The sequence below is a fragment of the Roseospira navarrensis genome (assembly GCF_009601025.1).
In the GTDB taxonomy this organism is placed as follows: domain Bacteria; phylum Pseudomonadota; class Alphaproteobacteria; order Rhodospirillales; family Rhodospirillaceae; genus Rhodospira; species Rhodospira navarrensis.
On record NZ_WIVE01000002.1, the window covers coordinates 56,127 to 73,272 of the forward strand.

The following is a 17,146-nucleotide window of genomic DNA, read 5'->3' on the forward strand; positions in this document are numbered from 1 at the left end:
CCCCGGGCGCATGCCGTCCGGGGATGCGGTCTGAGGATCGTCGCGATCATGCCTCCTTCCGTCCCGATCGCCCTGGCGGCCGGCATCGCCAGCGCCCTGCTCTATGCGAGCATGCTGGTGCTCGGCCCGCTGTTGGGCGCCGTGCCCTGGTTCGTCTCGTCGGTGCCGTTGATTCTGGCCGGTCTGACGCTTGGGCGCGGTGCGGGACTGCTGGCCTGTGCCGCGGGTGTGGTGGCGTTCGCCCTGATGAGTCTGTCGGTTGTGGCCGGCCTGCTCTATCTGGTGTCGGACACGCTGCCGGCGCTGGTCATCCTGTCGCTGGCCCTGCGGCCCGCGCCGGGTGTGCCCAGTCCGCAGCCGTCCCGGCCGGAGGACTGGTACCCGCCCGGCGAGATTCTCGCCCGGCTGGCGCTGGTGCCGCCGGTGCTGATCGTGGGCGCGGCCCTGCTCGCCCCGGCGCACGAGGGTGGGCTGACGGGCTTCCTGGGCACATCGATCGGGGGCGCGCTGCAGCAGGCCCTGTCCGCGAGTGGACAGGATGTGCTGGACCCCGAGACCCGGGACGCCGTGGTCCGCAACGCCGTGATGCTTCTGCCCGGGATGCTGGCCATGTCGTGGCTGGTGCGGGCGGTGGTCGCGGGGGCGCTGGCGCAGGCGATCGCGCGGCGAATGGGGCGGGCGTTGCGACCTTCGCCCGTCTACATCGCGATGCAGGTGCCGGCCTGGTCCGGCGTGCTGTTCGGGATCGTGGCAATCCTCGCCGTGCTGTTCGGGGGCGACCTCGGGTACGTGGCCTGGTCGGTGGCGATGGGACTGTCGCTGCCGTTCATGCTGCTGGGGTTCAAGCTGGTCCACGCCGTGGCCCGACGCACCCCGTATCCGGGGATGCTGCTGGGCGTGTTCTATGTCGTATTCCTGTCCGTCTCGGCCCTGGCCATCGTGGCCATGGTGCTCGCCGGACTGGTTGAGTTTCTGGCCAATTTGCGCCGGCGCGCGGCCGGCGGGGCATCGGAGGAGTGATGATGGACGTCATCCTGCTGGAACGAATCGAGAATCTGGGCTTCATGGGCGACATCGTGAAGGTGCGCCCGGGCTATGCCCGCAATTTTCTGCTGCCGCAGCACAAGGCGCTGCGCAAGACCGACGCCAACCTGGCGTATTTCGAGGCCCAGAAGGTGGAGCTGGAAGCTCGCAACCTGAAGCGCAAGCAGGAAGCCGAAGAGGCTTCGAGCCGCATGGCCGGCGTCTCCCTCGTGCTGGTGCGTCAGGCGTCCGAGGGTGGCCAGCTTTACGGCTCGGTGACCGCGCGTGACATCGCGGACGCCCTGCGGGAGGAAGGCTACACCGTGGGCCGCTCCCAGGTGCAGCTAAACAATCCCATCAAGCTGCTGGGCACCACCGAGGTGCGCATCTCGCTGCACTCCGAAGTGGCCGTGACCGTCCCGGTCACCGTCGCCCGCAGCCTGGAGGAGGCCGAGCGGGCCGCCGAGGCCGAAGCTGCGGCCAAGGCCGCCGGGGAGGCCGGCCTGCCGGAGGACGGCGAGCACGTGTACGAAGAGGCCGAAGCCGCCGCGTGGGATGAGCACGACGGCGGGGCCGAAGAGGACACCGACTCCGAACCGGCCTGACGCCCGGCCCGCCGCGACGCCGGCCCCGCGCCAAACGGCGTGGGGCCGACCGGCCGGCCCGCCCAACGCCCGGTCCCTCTCCTTCCTGGACAGGGCGGCCCGGATCGGGTTGTGTTGGAGCCCACGCGCGCCAGCTCGGGAGCGGGGATGATGGAGTCACGCCACGTCGAGACCTTCCTGGAGATGATGGCGGTGGATCGGGGCGCCTCGCCCCATACCCTCGATGCCTATCGCCGGGACCTGGAGGGACTGGCCGCCTTCCTGGGCCCCACCCGCCCGCTGGAGCGGGCCTCCACCGACGATCTGCGCGCCTTCCTGCAGCATCAGGCGGCCCAGGGCATGGCCCCGCGCACCGCCGCCCGCCGCCGCTCCACCCTGCGACAGTTCTACGGGTTTCTTGCGGCCGAGCGCCGCCGGCCCGACAACCCCGCCGACATCCTGGATGCCCCCCGGGCGGATCACACCCTGCCCCGCCTGCTGGACGAGGCCGAGGTGGACCGTCTGCTGGCCGCCGCCCGCGCCTGGGACGGCCCGCACGGCCTGCGCGCGTCCGCGCTGATGGAGCTGGTCTACGCCGCCGGCCTGCGGGTCTCGGAGCTTGTTTCCCTGCCGCTTTCGGCCGTGGCCCGCGACCCCGATGTGCTGCTGATCCGGGGCAAGGGCGGCAAGGAACGGGTGGTGCCCATCGGTGAGCCCGCCCGCGCCGCCGTGCGCGACTACCTGCCGGTGCGCGAGACCTTCCTGGCCCCGGGCGGGCGCGCCCGCGCCCTGGGGCGGCGCGCCCTGTTCCCGTCGCGCGCCGCCGCCGGTCATCTGACCCGCGACGGCTTTTCCAAAATGCTGAGCGACCTGGCCGTCCGGGCCGGGCTGCCGCCGTCCCGCGTGTCGCCCCACGTGCTCCGCCATGCCTTCGCCACGCACCTGCTGGCGCACGGCGCGGACCTGCGCGGCGTGCAGGCCATGCTGGGGCATGCCGACATCAGCACGACGCAGATCTACACCCACGTGCTGGATGCGCGCCTGAAGGCTCTGGTGGGCGAGCACCATCCGCTGGCGGGCCGCAAGGCGGTACCGCCATGACCATGACGGCCGGACTCACCCGCGCGCGCCTGCTGCCGGTGGCCGCGCTGGCTTTGATGCTGGCCCTGCTCAGCGTGGCCGCGCCCGCCCGCGCCTTCGAGGACCGGCACGCCCACGTGGTGCTCGACGCCGCGACCGGCGCCATCCTGTCGGCGCACAAGCCCAATCATCCCCGGTATCCGGCGTCGCTCACCAAGATGATGACGGTGCTGATGCTGTTCCGCGCCCTGGATGCGGGCGCGCTCACACCGGACACGCCGATCCCCATCTCCGGCACGGCCGCGGCCGCCAATCCGGTCAAGCTGGGGCTGGCGCCCGGGTCCTCGATCACGGTCGCCGACGCCATCCCGGCCCTGATCGCCCGGTCGGCCAATGACGTGGCGGTGGCCGTCGCCGAGGCCCTGGGCGGCACCGAAGCCGCGTTCGCCGAGGCGATGACCCGAGTCGCGCGCGAGGACCTGGGCATGACCCAGACCACCTTCCGCAATGCTTCCGGCCTGCCGGACGACGCCCATGTGTCGTCGGCGCGCGACATGGCGCGGCTGGCCCAGGTGCTGTGGCGCAACCACGCCGACCGCTTCGGGGTCTTCGCGACGCGGACCTTTCAGTACAACGGCGGCGCGCTGCCCACCTACAACCCCCTTTTGGCCCGCTACGACGGCGCCGACGGCCTGAAGACGGGCTTCACCTGCGCGGCCGGCTACAATCTGGCCGGCACGGCCCTGCGCGACGGCCGCCGGGTGATCGCGGTGGTCATGGGGGCCGGCACCAGCGCCGAGCGCAACAGCACCATCACCGCGCTGATGGATGAGGGGTTCACGCGTCTGGCGGAGGCCACATCCGGGGAGGGTGGTCCGGCGCTCACCCTGGCGGATCTGACCGTCCCCCGCCCGCTGCGCGGCCTGACCGCCCCGGACGTGGAAGGCTGCGGCGGCACCTATGCCGGCGGCTGGGGCATCGCCCTGGGCACCACGGGGAGCCTGAACAAGGCGCGCTGGATGGCCCGCACGGCGCAGGACCAGTACGGCGGCAAGGCCATCACGGTGCCCGTGGGCTCCGGCGGCCTGCTCAAGCACACCGCCTATGTGGTCTCGTTGTCGCCCGGACAGGCGCGCTCCATCTGCGCCCGGCGGCAGCAGGCCGGCCAGTACTGCGTCGTCCGCAGCCCGCGCATGATGTGGGCCGCGCAGCAGGCCGCGCAGCGCCTGCGCCGGGCCATGGACTAGGGCCGCCGCTCTCTCAAGTCCTGGAAAAAGGTGCGCAGCAGAGCACCCGCCTCGGTCTCGCGCAGGCCGCCGACGACCTCGGGCCGGTGGTGGCAGGTGGGCTGCTCGAACACGCGGGCGCCGTGCTCCACGCCGCCACCCTTGGGGTCATAGGCCCCGAAGACCAGCCGCGCCACACGCGCCAGCGCGATGGCCTGGGCGCACATGGCGCAGGGCTCCAGGGTCACCACCAGCGTGCAGCCGACCAGGCGCGGGCTGCCCATCCGGGCGGCCCCGGCGCGCAACACCAGCATCTCGGCATGGGCGGTGGGGTCGGTGTCGGCCTCGACACGGTTGCCCGCCCGGGCCAACAGGTGCCCCGCCGCATCCAGCAGCACCGCCCCCACGGGCACATCCCCCGCCCGCCCCGCATCGGCCGCCACGTGCAGAGCCTCAACCATCGCCTGGGATACGGTCAGGGATGGATCGCTCATCTATCGACCTGCTCGATCATTTTGCTCGGAATGATTTGTTTGCATCGCAAAACTGGAGGGGTATTCTCAGGGCATCCCAATCACCGCACCACAGAGAGGTTTTTCATGCGTGTCCCCCAGACCACCTTCAAGACCCGCGTCCGCAACGAAGCCCTGGGCGGGCCCAATCCCTTCGAGTGGAAGGACCTGACCTCGGCCGAGCTGTTCGGCGGCCGCAAAGTGGTGGTGTTCGCGCTGCCCGGTGCGTTCACGCCGACCTGCTCCACCAGCCACCTGCCCCGCTACGAAGAGCTGTACGAGGAGTTCCGCGCCCAGGGTGTGGATGCGATCGTGTGCCTGTCGGTCAACGATGCCTTCGTGATGTACCAGTGGGGCCGCAGCCAGGGCGCCGAGAACGTGTTCCTGCTGCCCGACGGCAACGGCGAATTCACCCGCAAGATGGGCATGCTCGTGGACAAGTCCAATCTGGGCTTCGGCATGCGCTCCTGGCGCTATTCCATGGTCGTGGAGGACGGCGAGATCAAGAAGATGTTCGTCGAGCCGGGCCACGACGACAACTGCCCGGTGGACCCGTTCGAGGTCTCCGACGCCGACACCATGCTGTCCTGGCTGAAGGGTCAGCGCGCGGCGGCCTGATGGCCGTCCTGCGGAGCCCGGGACGGGGGCGCGCCCCCGTCCCGGGCTCGGCCCGCGCCGGATCGTCAGGCGGGCGCCTTGTCGCCCGTGTGCTGAAGATCCAGTTCCAGTTCCACCACATCCTCCTCGACCATGCGGGCCCGCTTGAACCCCAGGTTCTCGCAGAAGTGCAGCATTCGGGTGTTGTCCTTCAGGACCTGCCCGATCATCGTCGTCGTGCCACGGTCGCGCGCGTACCGGATCATCTTTTCGAGCAAAGCCAGCCCCAGGCCCGACCCCTTCAGATCCGAGCGCACCACGATGGAGAATTCCGTTCGCTGGTTGTCGGCGTCCGTCACCGTCCGCACCACGCCCAGGGTCTCCTCCTCGCCGTCCTTGTCCAGGTCGGCGCGCGCGATGAACGCCATCTCGCGGGCGTAGTCGATCTGCGTCAGCCGGGCCATCTGGTCGTGCGGCAACTCCTTGACCAGACCGAAGAACCGGAAGCGGATGTCCTCCGGCGTGAGGCGCGAGACGAACTCGTAGTGCTTGGGCTCGTCCTCCGGCCGGATCGGGCGCAGCAGCACCGACCGCCCATCGGTCATGGTGAACCACTCCTCCAGAGTCTTCGGATAGGGGCGGATCGCCATGCGCTGTGCGCTCGCCTGCGGCGACGGGTCCAGCTTGATTCGGGCATCGACGGCCAGCACGCCCTGGCTGTCCGCGAACAGCGGGTTGATGTCCAGCTCGACGATCTCGGGGACATCGATGACCAGTTGCGAGACCTTGATGAGGGTCAGGCAGATGGATTCCAGATCGGCCGCCGGCCGGTCGCGGTACCCCTGAAGCCGCTTGTAGATGCGCGTATTTTCAATGAGATTGCGGGCGAGGTTCATGTTGAGGGGCGGCAACGTCACCGCCCGGTCGGCGATCACCTCGACGGCCGTGCCGCCCTCACCGAACAGAATCACCAGCCCGAACACCGCATCGGTGGCCACGCCGATGATGAGCTCGTGCGCCCCCGGGCGCCGCATCATTTTCTGCACGGTGAAGCCGTCGATGCGGGCGTCAGGATAGACTTGGCCGACCCGGTCCAGGATGTTCTGGGCGGCCTGCCGCGTCTCCTCGGGTGTGTTCAGGTTCAGCACGACGCCACCCACATCCGACTTGTGGGTGATGTCCGGCGACAGGATCTTGACGGCCACGGAACACCCCATGCGGTCGGCGATTTCCGCGGCCTCGTCCGGCCCGCGCGCGATGTGGGTTTCCACGGTCGGAATGCCGTAGGCCGAGAACACCGCCTTGGCGTCCGGCTCGTTCATGATCATCGAGCCCCTGGACATCGACGCTTCGATGATGAGCCGCGCCGTCGTGGCCGCCGGCGTGAACTCCACCGGCAGCGACGGCGGTGTCTCCATCAGCATCTTGCGGTTGCGGGCGAAGGTCACCGTGTGCATGAAGGCCCGGACGGCCTGGTCGGGCGTTTCGTAGCTGGGGATGTGCGCATGGGCGAACATGCGCCGGGCATTGGCCACGGCGCCCTCGCCGACGAAACAGGTGGTGACGTGGGCCTTCTTGTTCTTGTTGTAGAGGTCGATGACCTTGCCGGCGATCTCGTCCGGGCTGCTGATGGCCGTCGGCGCGTGCATGACCAGCACCGAGTCCACCTCCGGCGCCTGGAACAGGATCTCCATGGAGTCCGTATAGCGCTTGCCCGGGGCATCGCCGATGATGTCGATGGGATTGGCCTTGGACCAGGTCGGCGGCAGCACCTTGTTCAGCTTCTCCACCGTGTCGTCCGACAGGGTGGCGAGGGAGCCGCCCATGTCGATCAGGTCATCCACGGCCATGACGCCGATGCCGCCGCCGTTGGTCATGATCGCCAGCCGCTCCCCGACCAGGCGGCGCTGGTGGGCGACCGTTTCCACGGCCTCGAACAGCTCTTCCAGATTGTACACGCGCAGCACGCCGGCGCGGCGGAAGGCGGCGTCGTAGATGTGGTCCGCGCCCGCCAACGCCCCGGTGTGGGAGGCCGCCGCCTTGGCGCCCTCGGCCACGCGGCCGGCCTTGATGGCCAGCACCGGCTTGTTGCGCGAGGCGGCGCGGGCCGCGGACAGGAACTTGCGGGCGTCGCGCACGGCCTCGATGTACAGCAGGATGGCGCGCACATCGGGATGGGTGCCCAGATAGTCGATAGTGTCGCCGAAATCCACGTCCAGGTTGTCGCCCAGCGAGATGAAGTGCGAGAACCCGATGCCGCGCGGCGAGGCCCAGTCCATGACGGCGGTGCACAGGGCGCCGGACTGGCTGACAAACGCCACCTTGCCCGGCCGGGCCGGCTCGTGCAGGAAGCTCGCGTTCAGATTGACGCCGGGAACCAGCAGCCCGACGCAGTTCGGCCCCAGCAGGCGCATGCTGTAGCGTCGGGCGATCTCGACCATACGGGCCTGGGCCGTCACCCCCTGTTCGTCCACCACCTGGCCCAGGCCGGCGGTAATCACGATCGCGGCCTTCACGCCCTTGCGGCCCAGGCTGTCGATGACGCCGGGCACGGCCGCCGGCGGCACGACCACCACGGCCATGTCGGGCACGATCGGAAGATCTTCCACAGTCGGATAGGCCAGCACCCCCGTGACGGCCTGACTTTTCGGATGGACCGGCATGATCGGTCCTTCGAACCCGCCCTGAAGCAGGTTGCGCATGATCAGATTGCCCACGGTGTGCGGCCGGTTGGACGCGCCGATCACCGTGACCGACGTCGGTGCGAACAGCTTGTCCAGATTATGCGTGCTCATGGAGCCCCCCTGCCAGTCGCGATCCGGCCGAACGGCGGCCGAAACGGGTTCGAGCCTACGCTTTTTGCCCGCAGCCGCAAGGCGAACCGGGATGCCATGGCGTGAAATTTCGCAAACCCCTGCGAAGCCTCCGGTTGCCCCGCACGACGAAGGGCCGGCCCGCGCCTCGGCACGGACCGGCCCTTTCCGCATTGGAAGCCAACGGCCCCGTTTTCGATTTTCCTGATGCCTAGTACATTGACCCAGACAAAAGATGCACCGAGCATCATGTGTCCGGATCGAGACTGCACTCAATTCATAAAGTTGTGCCGCGACATTTGCCGTCAAGGGTGTAACCCTTGTCGGCGTCGCTGCACTAGGCGCGCAGGATGCCCTTGCCGGCGTAGCGCGCCGACGGGCCCAGCTCCTCCTCAATGCGGATGAGCTGGTTGTACTTGGCGATGCGGTCGGAGCGAGACAGCGAGCCGGTCTTGATCTGGCCGCAGTTGGTGGCCACCGCGATATCGGCGATGGTGCTGTCCTCGGTCTCGCCGGAGCGATGCGACAGCACGGCGGTGTAGCCCGCCTTGTGCGCCATCTCGACCGCGCGCAGGGTCTCGGACAGGCTGCCGATCTGGTTGACCTTCACCAGGATCGAGTTGCCCACGCCCTTCTTGATGCCGTCTTCCAGGCGGACTGGGTTGGTCACGAACAGGTCGTCACCGACGAGCTGAACGGTGGCGCCGAGACGATCCGTCAGCAGCTTCCAGCCGTCCCAGTCGTCCTCGGCGCAGCCATCCTCGATGGAGAAGATCGGATAGCGGGCGCACAGATCGGCGTAGTAGTCCACGATGCCGGCGGCATCCAGGGTCTTGCCCTCGCCCTCCAGCACGTACTTGCCGTCCTTGTAGAACTCGCTGGAGGCCGCATCGAGGGCCAGGACGATGTCCTCGCCGGGCTTGTAGCCGGCCGCCTCGATCGACTTCATGATGAAGCTCAGGGCCTCGTCGGCGCTGTTCAGGCCCGGCGCGAAGCCGCCCTCGTCGCCCACGTTGGTATTGTGGCCGGCGTCCTTGAGCTGCTTCTTGAGGGCGTGGAACACCTCGGCGCCCATGCGCACCGCTTCGGCGCCGGAGGCGGCCGAGACCGGCATGATCATGAACTCCTGGATGTCGATCGGGTTGTCGGCGTGCTGGCCGCCGTTGACGATGTTCATCATCGGCACCGGCAGGACCGACGGCGAGACACCGCCGATGTAGCGGTACAGCGGCAGCGCGGCCTCTTCCGCCGCGGCCTTGGCGACCGCGAGGGACACGCCCAGGATGGCGTTGGCGCCCAGGCGGCCCTTGTTGGGCGTGCCGTCCAGGTCGATCATGGTGGAATCAATCAGAAGCTGTTCGTCCGCTTCCATGCCGGCGAGCGCGCTGAAGATCTCGCCGTTGACGGCCTCCACCGCGCGCAGCACGCCCTTGCCGCCGAAGCGGCCCTTGTCGCCGTCGCGCAGTTCGACGGCCTCGTGCACGCCCGTGGAGGCGCCGGAGGGCACGGCCGCGCGACCCATCGCGCCGCTGTCCAGCAGGACATCGACTTCGACGGTCGGATTGCCGCGGGAATCCAGAATCTCGCGGGCGGTGATATCGATGATCTCGGCCATGGTGTGTCGTCTCCCGTCATCGTCGAGGCCCGCAGCTACGGGCCGGTGTGGCAGGGAAAGGGGATGCTGGGAAGGAGGAAGGGGTCAAAGGCGAACGGGGTTGGCCTTGGCGATTCGGTCCAGGGCCGCCAGCACGGCCAGGACATCCGGCAGGTCCTTCAACGCGATCATGTTCGGCCCGTCCGAAGGCGCGTGGTCCGGGTCTGGATGGGTCTCGATGAACACGGCGGCCACCCCCACGGCGACGGCGGCGCGCGCCAGCACCGGGGCGAACTCGCGCTGGCCGCCCGAGGATCCCCCCTGCCCGCCCGGCTGCTGGACCGAGTGCGTGGCGTCGAACACCACCGGGCAGCCTGTGTCGCGGGCCATGATCGGCAGGCCCCGCATGTCCGTGACCAGGGTGTTGTACCCGAACGAGGCGCCCCGTTCCGTGAGCAGCACGCGCGGATTGCCGGCGGCCTCCAGCTTGCCGACCACGTTGCTCATGTCCCAGGGCGCGAGGAACTGGCCCTTCTTGACGTTGACCACCGCGCCCGTCTCGGCGGCCGCCACCAGCAGGTCCGTCTGCCGGCACAGGAAGGCGGGGATCTGCAGCACATCCACCACCTCGGCGACGGGCGCGCACTGCCCGATCTCGTGCACGTCGGTGAGCACCGGAACGCCCAGGCGTTCGCGGATCTCGGCGAACACGGGCAGGGCCGCCTTCAGGCCCATCCCACGCTGCCCGGACACGGATGTGCGGTTGGCCTTGTCGAACGACGTCTTGAAGATCAGTGGCAATCCGGCGGCGCCGGCGATCTCCACCAGGGCCGAGGCCACCTCCATCGCGTGGTCCCGGCTCTCCATCTGGCACGGTCCGGCGATCAGCGCCAGCGGGCGGTCGTTGGCCAGCGTATGCGGGCCGACCGCCACGGCCCGGGGGTCGGGCCGGCGCGGGCTCCCATCGGCGTCGGAGTAGGGCATTTCGGATCTCCCCTGACAGGGTCTGCCTGGGCCCGGCCGGGCCGGCTGGACCCTAGACCAGGCGCGACTGCTCGACCGCCGCGCCGATGAAGGAGGTGAACAGCGGGTGTGGATCGAACGGCTTGGACTTCAGCTCGGGATGGAACTGCACACCGACGAACCAGGAATGGTCCGGGATCTCCACGATCTCCGGGAGCAGGCCGTCGGGCGACATGCCCGAGAACACCAGCCCCCGCGCCTCCAGCGGCCCGATATAGGCGTTGTTGACCTCGTAGCGGTGCCGGTGGCGCTCGGAAATCGTCTGCACCTCGCCATAAATGGAGCGCGCGCGCGACCCCGGCTTGAGAATGCACGGATAGGCCCCCAGGCGCATGGTGCCGCCCAGATCGTCGCCCGCCCCGCGCACCTCGATCTCGTTGCCGCGCATCCATTCCGTCATCAGGCCGACCACCTTGGCCGGCGGATCGCCGAACTCGGTGGAGCCCGCCCCGGGAATGCCGGCCAGATTCCGCGCCGCCTCGATCACCGCCATCTGCATGCCGAAGCAGATGCCGAAGTACGGAACGTTCTTCTCGCGGGCGAAGCGGGCGGCGGCCATCTTGCCTTCGGCCCCGCGCTCGCCGAAGCCGCCGGGCACCAGGATGCCATGGACGTTCGACAGCAGATAGCTGTTCTCGGGGGTCTCGAACACCTGGCTGTCCAGCCACTCCAGCTTGACCTTGACGTTGTTCGCGATGCCGCCGTGGGTCAGGGCCTCGGCCAGGGATTTGTAGGAATCCAGCAGCTTGGTGTACTTGCCGACGACGGCGATGGTCACTTCGCCTTCCGGCTGGCGAATGCGGTTGACGATGGTCGTCCAGCGCGTCAGGTCCGGTTTCTGTTCGCAGCCCAGGCGGAAGTGTCGGCAGACCTGCGTATCCAGGCCCTCGGTATGGTAGTTGATCGGCACGTCGTAGATGGACGGGGCGTCGTAGGCCGCGATCACCGCGTCGCTGCGGATGTTGCAGAACAGGGCGATCTTGCGCCGCTCGTTCTCGGGGATCGGATGCTCGCTGCGGCACAGCAGCAAATCGGGCTGAATGCCGACGCTGAGCAGTTCCTTCACCGAGTGCTGCGTCGGCTTGGTTTTCAACTCGCCCGCCGTTGCAATATAGGGCAACAGGGTCAGATGCACGAACATGGTGCGCTCCGGCCCCACCTCGTTGCCGAGCTGGCGGATCGCCTCCAGGAACGGCAGGCTTTCGATGTCGCCCACGGTGCCGCCGATCTCGATCAGCACGAAGTCCTCGTCGGACAGGTCGGCGGTGATGAACTCCTTGATGGCGTCGGTCACGTGCGGAATGACCTGGACGGTTCCACCCAGGTAGTCGCCGCGCCGCTCCTTCTCCAGCACCGTCTTGTAGATGCGGCCGGCGGTCACGTTGTCGGACTGGCGCGAGGCCACGCCCGTGAACCGCTCGTAGTGCCCCAGGTCCAGGTCCGTCTCCGCGCCGTCGTCGGTCACGTAGACCTCGCCGTGCTGGGTCGGGCTCATGGTGCCCGGGTCGATGTTCAGATACGGGTCCAGCTTGCGCATGCGCACCGAGAATCCGCGGGCCTGCAGCACGGCCCCCAGCGCCGCCGAGGCCAGACCCTTGCCCAGGGACGAGACCACCCCGCCCGTAATGAAGATGTAGCGTGTCGTCATGATCCGACCGCGTGTCCCACTCTCGCGCTTGTCCTGACACCGGATCCGGGGGTGCCCCGTCCGGTCCGCCTTGTCACTTTGTCGCCGGCCTTTCTGCCGCGATCGCGGGCCGATCCGGCCCGGCCGAGGGCGCCGGCCCGCCGGATCACTCCGACAGCGGCGCCGACGGCACCTGAGGCACGGCCGGGATCGCCGGGCTGGGCTCGCCGCCCGCTTCCGCCGGCGCGGAGTCCGCCCCGGACGCGCCGGCGCCGGTGTCCGCGGGCACGGCGTCCAGCACGCTGCTCGTCCGGGCCCCGCCGTCCGCGAGGATGGCCAGCGTCAGGCTGGTGGCCATGAAGCAGGCCGCCAGGATGCCGGTGCCACGGGTGAGAAGATTGCCGGCGGCCCGCCCCGTCATCAGGCCCGCGCCGCCGCCGCCACCTCCGCCGCCGCCACCGCCGATGCCGAGGGCTCCGCCCTCCGAGCGCTGCAGCAGGATCAGAGCCACCATGGCGATGGCGATGAGCAGATGGATGACCAGAATGACCGTAATCATGAAACCTCGATGCCGCCCGCAAACAGACGATGCCGGGGGCCGGCCTCGGCTGGCCCCGCGACATCGTGTCTGGTCGCCCCCGCCGGATCGGGAGCCGGTGTGTGTTCGCCCGTTGTTGTAATCGTCCGCTCCGCCCATGGCCAGCGGATTTTCAGCGACCGTGGATGCACGCCACGACGACCCCGATCTGTCGCCCCGGCTCCCGGGAAGGCCCGGTCCCAGGGCCGAGGCCGGGAGGCCCGCGGTCATGCGTCTCAGGTCGGAAGATCCGGCGAGACGTCCGGGCGCGGATGTCGAGGGCCGCCCCTTTTTGCGCGCGCGCCGACACGGAGACGATCGCGCGCCCGACGGGTCACAAAATCCATGGTTTCCCGGCCACGTTCCTGCCTATACTCCGGCCACCATGACCGGGGATGTTCGGCCACTCCATACCACCCGCTTGCGGCTCGGCGGCCTCGCGGCCGGCGCCGTTCTGCTTGTGCAGACGACGCCGCTGTCCGCGCAGGGCCTGAGCGCCCGCGACCTTGCCGGCGCGGGTCAGGGGTTCCGGGATTTTTCCATCGACGACGGACGCGCGGCCGAGGCGGCGGGGGCGGTCGACGGCATCCTGGGCGGACTCGACAGCCTGGGCGCATCCGAAACCGCCGCGCCGGATGTCCGCCTGCAGCCCGTGCCGGACGGGCCGGCGCCGGCCGCGCAGCCCGGCGCCCTGCCCCGGGCGCCCTCGCTGTCCGCGCCCGTCCCCATGGCCGTGCCCGAGCCGCGCCTGCGACCCGTCCCCGACACCCTGACCCCCGGCACTCTGGTCCCCGTCGCGGCACCCGCGCCCATCTCGACGGAGCGGCCGGCCGCGCCCGGACGCGCCGGATTCGGCGCGCCCGGATACGGGGTCACCGGCTCCGGGTCCGACCCCTTCGGACCCGGCGGCTTCGGGACCGACCCGCTGCCCGTCGGGGCGGCGCAGCGGCAGGCCGGGCAGGAGCCGGAGGCACCGGACCCGCTCCCAACCCTGCCGCCGGACGATCCGCTGGCGGAGACCGAGGGGCCGGCGCCGACCCTGATTCGCGCCGACGAGCTGCGCCACGAGCGCGACCTCGGCCTATACACGGCGCGCGGCAACGTGGAACTGACCACCGACGGGCGTGTGGTGCTCGCCGACATGGTCTCGTTCAACGAGCAGACCGACACCCTGACCGCCAACGGCAACGTGCGCGTGGTCGAGGCGGACGGCCAGGTGTTCTTTGCGAACTACGTTGAACTGTCCTCCGACTTCCGCAATGGATTCGTGCGCGACATTTCGGTGCTGCTGGACGACCGCTCGCGCATCACGGCGGTCTACGCCACCCGCACCGACGGCGAGCGCAAGGACTTCTGGAAGGGCGTCTACACCCCCTGCGACACCTGCGCCCCCAGCGAGGGCTCCATCTGGCCGACCATCACCGGCAACATGGACGGCACCCGCGACCGCATGCCGCCGGTCTGGCAGGTCAGCGCCCGCCACGTCATCCACGACGAGGTGAACCGGGACATCATCTACCGCGATGCCACCGTGGACATCTTCGGCGTGCCGGTGTTCTACACACCGTATATGACCCAGCCCGACCCCACCGTGTACCGCCGCAGCGGCGTGTTGGCCGCCGCGTACGGCCAGACGGACGAAATGGGCAACTGGGTGGAAGTGCCCTACTACATCGTGATCGACGACCAGCAGGACGCCACCATCGCGGTGCGCGGGATGACCAAGGAAGCGTGGCTGCTCCGCCCCGAGTACCGCGTGCGCTTCGCCGAGGGTGAACTGGCCGTGGATGGCAGTCTGACCCATGACGGCCTCGAGGGCCTGTCAGGCCACCTCAACACCCGGGGCCGCTGGCACATCAACGAAATGTGGCGGGCCGGCATCGACAGCCAGATCGCATCGTTCAACGAGTACCGGGAGCGGTACGCGTTCGGCAATCCGAACTGGCTGACGACCCGCGCGTGGCTGGAGGCCTTTTCGGCGCGCAGCTATGCGGGCCTGGAGAGCATCTATTACGACGACACCCGAGATGGCAGCAACGACGAGACCAACCCGATCGTGCTGCCCCTGATGATCTATGACTACGAAAGCGATCCGGCGCTGTGGGGCGGCAGCCTGTTGATGGACGCCAGCGTCCAGGGTATCCAGCGCCAGCAGGGGCCCAGCAGCACGCGCCTGTCCGGCTCGGTGGGATGGCTGCGCCCCGACACCACCTCCTGGGGGCTGGCCTACGAGACCGAGGCCCGGCTCTACACCGATCTCTATTTCATCACCGACGCCGATTCCATCGACGGAAACCCGGCCTCCGGCTTCGACGGCACACTGGCCCGCGCCTATCCGTCGGGCCGCGTGACGGCGCGCTACCCGCTGGTACGCGTCGGGGAGAGCCACCGGCAGGTGCTGGAGCCCGTGGTCACCCTGGCCATGACCCCGCCCGGCCTCAACACCGACCGCATCCCCAACGAGGACAGCCAGGACCCCGCCCTGAACATCGCCAACCTGTTCACGGGCAACAGGACGACCGGGCGGGACCTGATCGACGACGGGGTGTCGGTCAACTACGGTGTGCGCTGGCGCTACATCGGCGATGAGGGGGCGGCGCTCGGCGTGGACTTCGGGCAGGCCTATCGCATGTTCGGCAACACGGAATTCTTCCCGTCGGAGTCCGGCTACAGCGAGGGCTTCTCGGAATACCTGGCCAGCATCGATGTACGGCCGAACGAATTCCTGGACATCTATGCGCGTCTGCGCCTCGACCGCGACACACTGACCCCGAACACGACGCTGCTCGGCTTTTCGGTCGGGGGCCCTGCGTTCTCGTTCGGAGGCACCTATGTGAATGCGGCGCCGCTGCTGACAGACGACGGCACCGACCTGCCGGGCCGCGAGGAGATCTCGGCCTCCGTGTCCACGAACTTCAGCCGGTACTGGCAAGCCGCCGCCGGCGCCACCCAGAACCTGCTGACCGACGTCACCACGTCCAAGTGGGCCGGACTGACCTACGAGGACGAATGCCTCGTCTTCAATCTGCAGGTGGCGAACTCCTACAACGCCACCACGGAAGAAGAAGACACGGCCTTCTTTGCCCGCTTCACACTGAAGACCCTGGGCGAAATCACCTATTGAGGGAGGAGTCATGAAGGACATCGCGACCCGGCGCCGGCCCGCGCGAGCCCGCAGCCTCCGCCTTCTGCCGGCGGCGGCCGTGGCGGTGGCCGTGGCGATCGGCTCGATGCCGTCCGCCGCGCCGAAGGCCCAGCCGGCCGCGGACATGGTGCTGCGCATCGCCGCCGTGGTGAACGACGACATCATCTCCGTCTACGACCTGGACGCCCGCACGGACATTCTGATCCGCTCCGCCGGCATGCCCGACACGGCCGAGATGCGGGAACGCCTGCGCAGCCAGGTGCTGCGCGCGCTGATCGACGAGACCCTGAAGCTGCAGGAAGGCGAGCGGCTGGGCCTGAGCGTGTCCGATGAGGAAATGGAAAGCGCGGTCGCCCAGCTCGAGCAGCAGAACCGCATTCCGCCGGGCGGCTTCGAGGACTTCATCCGGGCCGCCGGGGTGGACCGCAACTCGGCCCTGCGGCAGGTCCGGGCCGAGGTCATGTGGATCAAGGCCGTGCGCACCCTGTTCGCCCAGCGGGTGGATATCAGCGAAGAGCAGGTGGACCTGGTGATGGACCGCCTGAACGCGGCCCGGGGCAAGCCCGAGCACCTGGTGAGCGAAATCTATCTGCCCGTGGACAATCCTTCTGAAGAAGCCCGCGTGCGTGAGAACGCCCAGCGGCTGGTCGCCCAGTTGCGCGAGGGCGCGGCCCTGCCGCCGCTGGCCCGCCAGTTCTCGCAAAGCCCCTCGGCCGCCAAGGGCGGGCAACTGGGCTGGGTGCGTCAGGGCGACCTGAACGAGACCCTGGAAAACGCCCTGCTCGCCATGCAGCCCGAGACGTATTCCGAGCCCATCCGCACCGTAGCCGGGTATCACATCCTGGCCCTGGCCGACCGGCGTCGCACCGCCGAGCCGGAGCCGGAGAAGGCCCGCCTGACCGTCAGCCAGCTCGCCCTGCCCTCGCGCGGTCCCAAGGCGCTGTCCCGGGCGACGCGCGAGGAAGTCAAGACCGTGGTGGCGAACTCGGTGAAGACCTGCGAGGACATGAACCGCCTTGCCCAGGAAATGGACGTGCCCAACTCCGGCCCGGTGGGGACGGTCTCCATGGCCCGGGTCGAGGGACCCATCCGCGACGTGCTCATGAACCTCGGCGAGAACCAGGTCTCCGAGCCCCTGCCCACGCCGGGCGGTGAACTGATCCTGATGGTCTGCGACCGCGAGGTGCCGGGCGGCATGCCCACCCGTGACGAAATCCAGACCCGCCTGCGCAACGAGCGCCTGGAGACTCTCGCCAACCGGCACCTGCGCACGCTACGCCAACAGGCCCTCATCGACGTGCGCATCTGATCGCTAGACGCGCTTCACCCGACCGATCGGAACCCC

Annotated in this window: 13 protein-coding genes; 7 read left to right on the plus strand and 6 right to left on the minus strand. The window is 69.2% G+C overall.

The annotated features are described in order from the left end of the window. Nucleotides 1–48 precede the first annotated feature (48 nt). From GHC57_RS01460 to GHC57_RS01475, 4 genes are all read left to right on the plus strand, one after another. The gene (locus tag GHC57_RS01460) at nt 49–1,020 is read left to right on the plus strand and encodes a DUF2232 domain-containing protein (RefSeq protein ID WP_153340416.1); all 972 of its coding nucleotides are present in this window, start codon (nt 49–51) and stop codon (nt 1,018–1,020) included. A gap of 2 nt (nt 1,021–1,022) precedes the next feature. Next, nucleotides 1,023–1,628 (plus strand): 50S ribosomal protein L9, encoded by a 606-nt coding sequence (gene rplI / locus GHC57_RS01465; RefSeq protein ID WP_153340630.1) that lies wholly within the window; start codon nt 1,023–1,025, stop codon nt 1,626–1,628. A gap of 147 nt (nt 1,629–1,775) precedes the next feature. Then, on the plus strand, nt 1,776–2,708 hold the full coding sequence (locus GHC57_RS01470) for a site-specific tyrosine recombinase XerD (RefSeq protein WP_153340418.1): 933 nt from the start codon (nt 1,776–1,778) through the stop codon (nt 2,706–2,708). Next, nucleotides 2,705–3,934 carry a D-alanyl-D-alanine carboxypeptidase family protein gene (locus tag GHC57_RS01475; protein WP_153340420.1) on the plus strand — a complete coding sequence of 410 codons (1,230 nt, stop codon included), beginning with the start codon at nt 2,705–2,707 and terminating at the stop codon, nt 3,932–3,934. Before GHC57_RS01470 ends, GHC57_RS01475 begins: the two co-directional genes overlap by 4 nt. On the opposite strand, the gene GHC57_RS01480 is transcribed toward GHC57_RS01475, so the two are convergent. Then, nucleotides 3,931–4,407 carry a nucleoside deaminase gene (locus GHC57_RS01480; protein ID WP_425500628.1) on the minus strand — a complete coding sequence of 159 codons (477 nt, stop codon included), beginning with the start codon at nt 4,405–4,407 and terminating at the stop codon, nt 3,931–3,933. The genes GHC57_RS01475 and GHC57_RS01480 overlap by 4 nt on opposite strands. A 105-nt stretch (nt 4,408–4,512) precedes the next feature. Between GHC57_RS01480 and GHC57_RS01485 the strand changes: the two genes are divergently transcribed. Then, nucleotides 4,513–5,043, plus strand: coding sequence for a peroxiredoxin (locus tag GHC57_RS01485; RefSeq protein WP_153340422.1), 531 nt, complete (start codon nt 4,513–4,515; stop codon nt 5,041–5,043). A 65-nt stretch (nt 5,044–5,108) separates the two neighbouring features. Here GHC57_RS01485 and GHC57_RS01490 read toward each other — a convergent pair whose 3' ends face one another. From GHC57_RS01490 to secG, 5 genes are all read right to left on the minus strand, one after another. Beyond that, nucleotides 5,109–7,817: a bifunctional acetate--CoA ligase family protein/GNAT family N-acetyltransferase gene (locus GHC57_RS01490; RefSeq protein WP_153340424.1), complete on the minus strand. Its 2,709-nt coding sequence runs from the start codon at nt 7,815–7,817 to the stop codon at nt 5,109–5,111. A gap of 355 nt (nt 7,818–8,172) precedes the next feature. Further along, on the minus strand, nt 8,173–9,450 hold the full coding sequence (eno, locus tag GHC57_RS01495; protein WP_153340427.1) for a phosphopyruvate hydratase: 1,278 nt from the start codon (nt 9,448–9,450) through the stop codon (nt 8,173–8,175). An 84-nt stretch (nt 9,451–9,534) separates the two neighbouring features. Then, nucleotides 9,535–10,413, minus strand: coding sequence for a 3-deoxy-8-phosphooctulonate synthase (kdsA, locus tag GHC57_RS01500; RefSeq protein WP_153340429.1), 879 nt, complete (start codon nt 10,411–10,413; stop codon nt 9,535–9,537). Nucleotides 10,414–10,465: 52 nt separating this feature from the next. Beyond that, entirely contained in the window at nt 10,466–12,100 is a 1,635-nt protein-coding gene (gene pyrG / locus GHC57_RS01505; protein ID WP_153340432.1) for a CTP synthase, read from the minus strand. 145 nt (nt 12,101–12,245) lie between these two features. After that, entirely contained in the window at nt 12,246–12,638 is a 393-nt protein-coding gene (secG, locus tag GHC57_RS01510) for a preprotein translocase subunit SecG (RefSeq protein WP_153340434.1), read from the minus strand. A 403-nt stretch (nt 12,639–13,041) separates the two neighbouring features. On the opposite strand from secG, the gene GHC57_RS01515 reads away from it, so the two are divergent. Together GHC57_RS01515 and GHC57_RS01520 are read left to right on the plus strand one after the other, a co-directional pair. Beyond that, entirely contained in the window at nt 13,042–15,780 is a 2,739-nt protein-coding gene (locus GHC57_RS01515; RefSeq protein WP_170294613.1) for an LPS assembly protein LptD, read from the plus strand. Between the two features lie 10 nt (nt 15,781–15,790). Then, on the plus strand, nt 15,791–17,110 hold the full coding sequence (locus GHC57_RS01520) for a peptidylprolyl isomerase (protein ID WP_153340438.1): 1,320 nt from the start codon (nt 15,791–15,793) through the stop codon (nt 17,108–17,110). Nucleotides 17,111–17,146: the final 36 nt, after the last annotated feature.

Bases quoted from the DNA above. Each gene is read 5' to 3' on its own strand.
- kdsA (WP_153340429.1), bottom strand. From the start codon at position 10,413: ATGCCCTACTCCGACGCCGATGGGAGCCCGCGCCGGCCCGACCCCCGG.
- GHC57_RS01470 (WP_153340418.1), top strand. From the start codon at position 1,776: ATGATGGAGTCACGCCACGTCGAGACCTTCCTGGAGATGATGGCGGTG.
- GHC57_RS01490 (WP_153340424.1), bottom strand. From the start codon at position 7,817: ATGAGCACGCATAATCTGGACAAGCTGTTCGCACCGACGTCGGTCACG.
- pyrG (WP_153340432.1), bottom strand. From the start codon at position 12,100: ATGACGACACGCTACATCTTCATTACGGGCGGGGTGGTCTCGTCCCTG.
- GHC57_RS01515 (WP_170294613.1), top strand. From the start codon at position 13,042: ATGACCGGGGATGTTCGGCCACTCCATACCACCCGCTTGCGGCTCGGC.
- GHC57_RS01480 (WP_425500628.1), bottom strand. From the start codon at position 4,407: ATGAGCGATCCATCCCTGACCGTATCCCAGGCGATGGTTGAGGCTCTG.
- secG (WP_153340434.1), bottom strand. From the start codon at position 12,638: ATGATTACGGTCATTCTGGTCATCCATCTGCTCATCGCCATCGCCATG.
- GHC57_RS01520 (WP_153340438.1), top strand. From the start codon at position 15,791: ATGAAGGACATCGCGACCCGGCGCCGGCCCGCGCGAGCCCGCAGCCTC.
- GHC57_RS01475 (WP_153340420.1), top strand. From the start codon at position 2,705: ATGACCATGACGGCCGGACTCACCCGCGCGCGCCTGCTGCCGGTGGCC.
- GHC57_RS01485 (WP_153340422.1), top strand. From the start codon at position 4,513: ATGCGTGTCCCCCAGACCACCTTCAAGACCCGCGTCCGCAACGAAGCC.
- rplI (WP_153340630.1), top strand. From the start codon at position 1,023: ATGGACGTCATCCTGCTGGAACGAATCGAGAATCTGGGCTTCATGGGC.
- GHC57_RS01460 (WP_153340416.1), top strand. From the start codon at position 49: ATGCCTCCTTCCGTCCCGATCGCCCTGGCGGCCGGCATCGCCAGCGCC.
- eno (WP_153340427.1), bottom strand. From the start codon at position 9,450: ATGGCCGAGATCATCGATATCACCGCCCGCGAGATTCTGGATTCCCGC.